The 1,676-nt window shown below is 49.7% G+C and carries 1 protein-coding gene; it reads left to right on the top strand.

What is annotated here, in order from left to right; translation table 11 throughout:
- Positions 1-125: 125 nt before the first annotated feature.
- Positions 126-1,574 (top strand): phosphoethanolamine transferase, encoded by a 1,449-nt coding sequence (locus tag V8L71_RS20570; protein ID WP_336275330.1) that lies wholly within the window; start codon positions 126-128, stop codon positions 1,572-1,574.
- Positions 1,575-1,676 lie beyond the last annotated feature (102 nt).

The raw sequence follows: 1,676 nt of genomic DNA, 5'->3' as shown, positions 1-1,676 counted from the left end.
GCTTTCACCCATGGCGAGTGGTCCTCTTGAATCGTGTTCTGGCAGGAACATCCTGATTCTACAAGAGAAAACCACTTGCCATCTTCGTTTTCAGGTCGGCCTCATGAATAAGCCGGGTTAACTATTTGATCTTCGTGAGCCTTGCTTTTCGAACGCTGGTAAAACCTTTATTAACCTTGCTGTTTCTGATTGCCGCCTTTGTCAGTTACTTTACCAGTTACTACGGCACCTATTTTGACACCTCCATGCTAGACAATGTGCTTCAAACGGACACTAACGAAGCACAGGAACTTCTCACCGCTGGTTTACTGATTCATTTGGCAATCTTTTTTGGCTTGCCTACCGTCATGATTTGGCGCGTTAACATCACACCTTCAACCTGGAAGAAGGCAATGTTGCGTCGCTCGGCTTATTGCCTTGCTAGCGCTGTTATATTGCTGTTAGCGCTCTTTTTATCTTATCAAGAAGTGTCGTCACTCATGCGCAACAATAAAGAGCTTCGCTACTTGGTGACCCCAGGTAATTATATTGTTTCGATGGCGCAGGCGCTTTCCAGCCAACACGCTTCCGCGAATACGGTGCGTTCCCCAGTGGGTGAGGACGCCAGTATCAGCTCACAAGCGGGTGACAAACCCACACTTCTCGTCATCGTGGTGGGCGAAACGGTACGGGCGGCGAATTGGGGGTTAAATGGTTATGAACGCCAAACCACACCTAAACTTGCCCTGCAGCCTGACGTTATCAATTTTTCAGATGTTTTCTCATGCGGTACAAGCACAGCAGTCTCATTACCCTGCATGTTTTCATTACCAGGGCGTGCCGATTACGCTAAATCGTATGCTCAGCAACATGAATCCTTGCTGGACGTATTAGCTCACGCCGGGTTAGAGGTCACCTGGCTTGATAACCAGTCAGGCTGTAAAGGTGTCTGCGACGGAGTGACAACAAAAGCGCTCTCGCCAGAGGAGTATGCGTCTTTATGTCAAGATGGACGTTGCTTTGATGAAGCACTGGTTCAAGCATTAACCACGCAAATTAGCGGTACCTCAGCAGATCAGGTGGTCGTGCTGCATCAGCTAGGCAACCATGGACCCAGCTATTACCAACGCTACCCTCCTGCTTATGAGCGTTTTGTGCCCACCTGCAACAGCGCTGATTTAGCCACGTGCTCAAGAGAGGCCATTACCAATAGCTACGACAACGCCATTCTATATACCGACACCGTATTGGATCAGGTGATTGAGACGTTAAAGCATCAGGATGAATACGCAACGGCGATGATCTATCTCTCGGATCATGGTGAATCACTTGGCGAAAAAGGGCTTTATCTGCACGGCATTCCCTACGCTATTGCCCCCGACGAACAGACGCATGTGCCTATGGTGTGGTGGCTGTCCAACTCATTTTCACAGCAGCAAGGGCTTGATACGGACTGCTTACGCCAAGTCTCTGATCAAGCCGCCTCGCACGATAACTTATTTCACAGCGTGTTGGGTTTGCTTGACGTAGCAACGGACGTTTACCAGCAGGCAAAAGATATTAGCCAAACGTGCCGGCCCCCTCTGTCAGCCTAGTTGTCCGGTTGGCGATATCGCCTAAATCTAATCCAGAGGGAGCGGCATGGAGCCCTTGTGCCACGTTATTCTGCAGAGCGTAAAGCAGCCGTCCTGAAGAAG

Origin of the sequence: Vreelandella indica (genome assembly GCF_037070225.1) — a bacterium.
GTDB classification, from domain to species: Bacteria; Pseudomonadota; Gammaproteobacteria; order Pseudomonadales; family Halomonadaceae; genus Vreelandella; species Vreelandella arctica.
The sequence above is the reverse complement of the archived record's forward strand: the minus strand, read 5'-3'. Positions and strand labels throughout refer to the sequence as shown.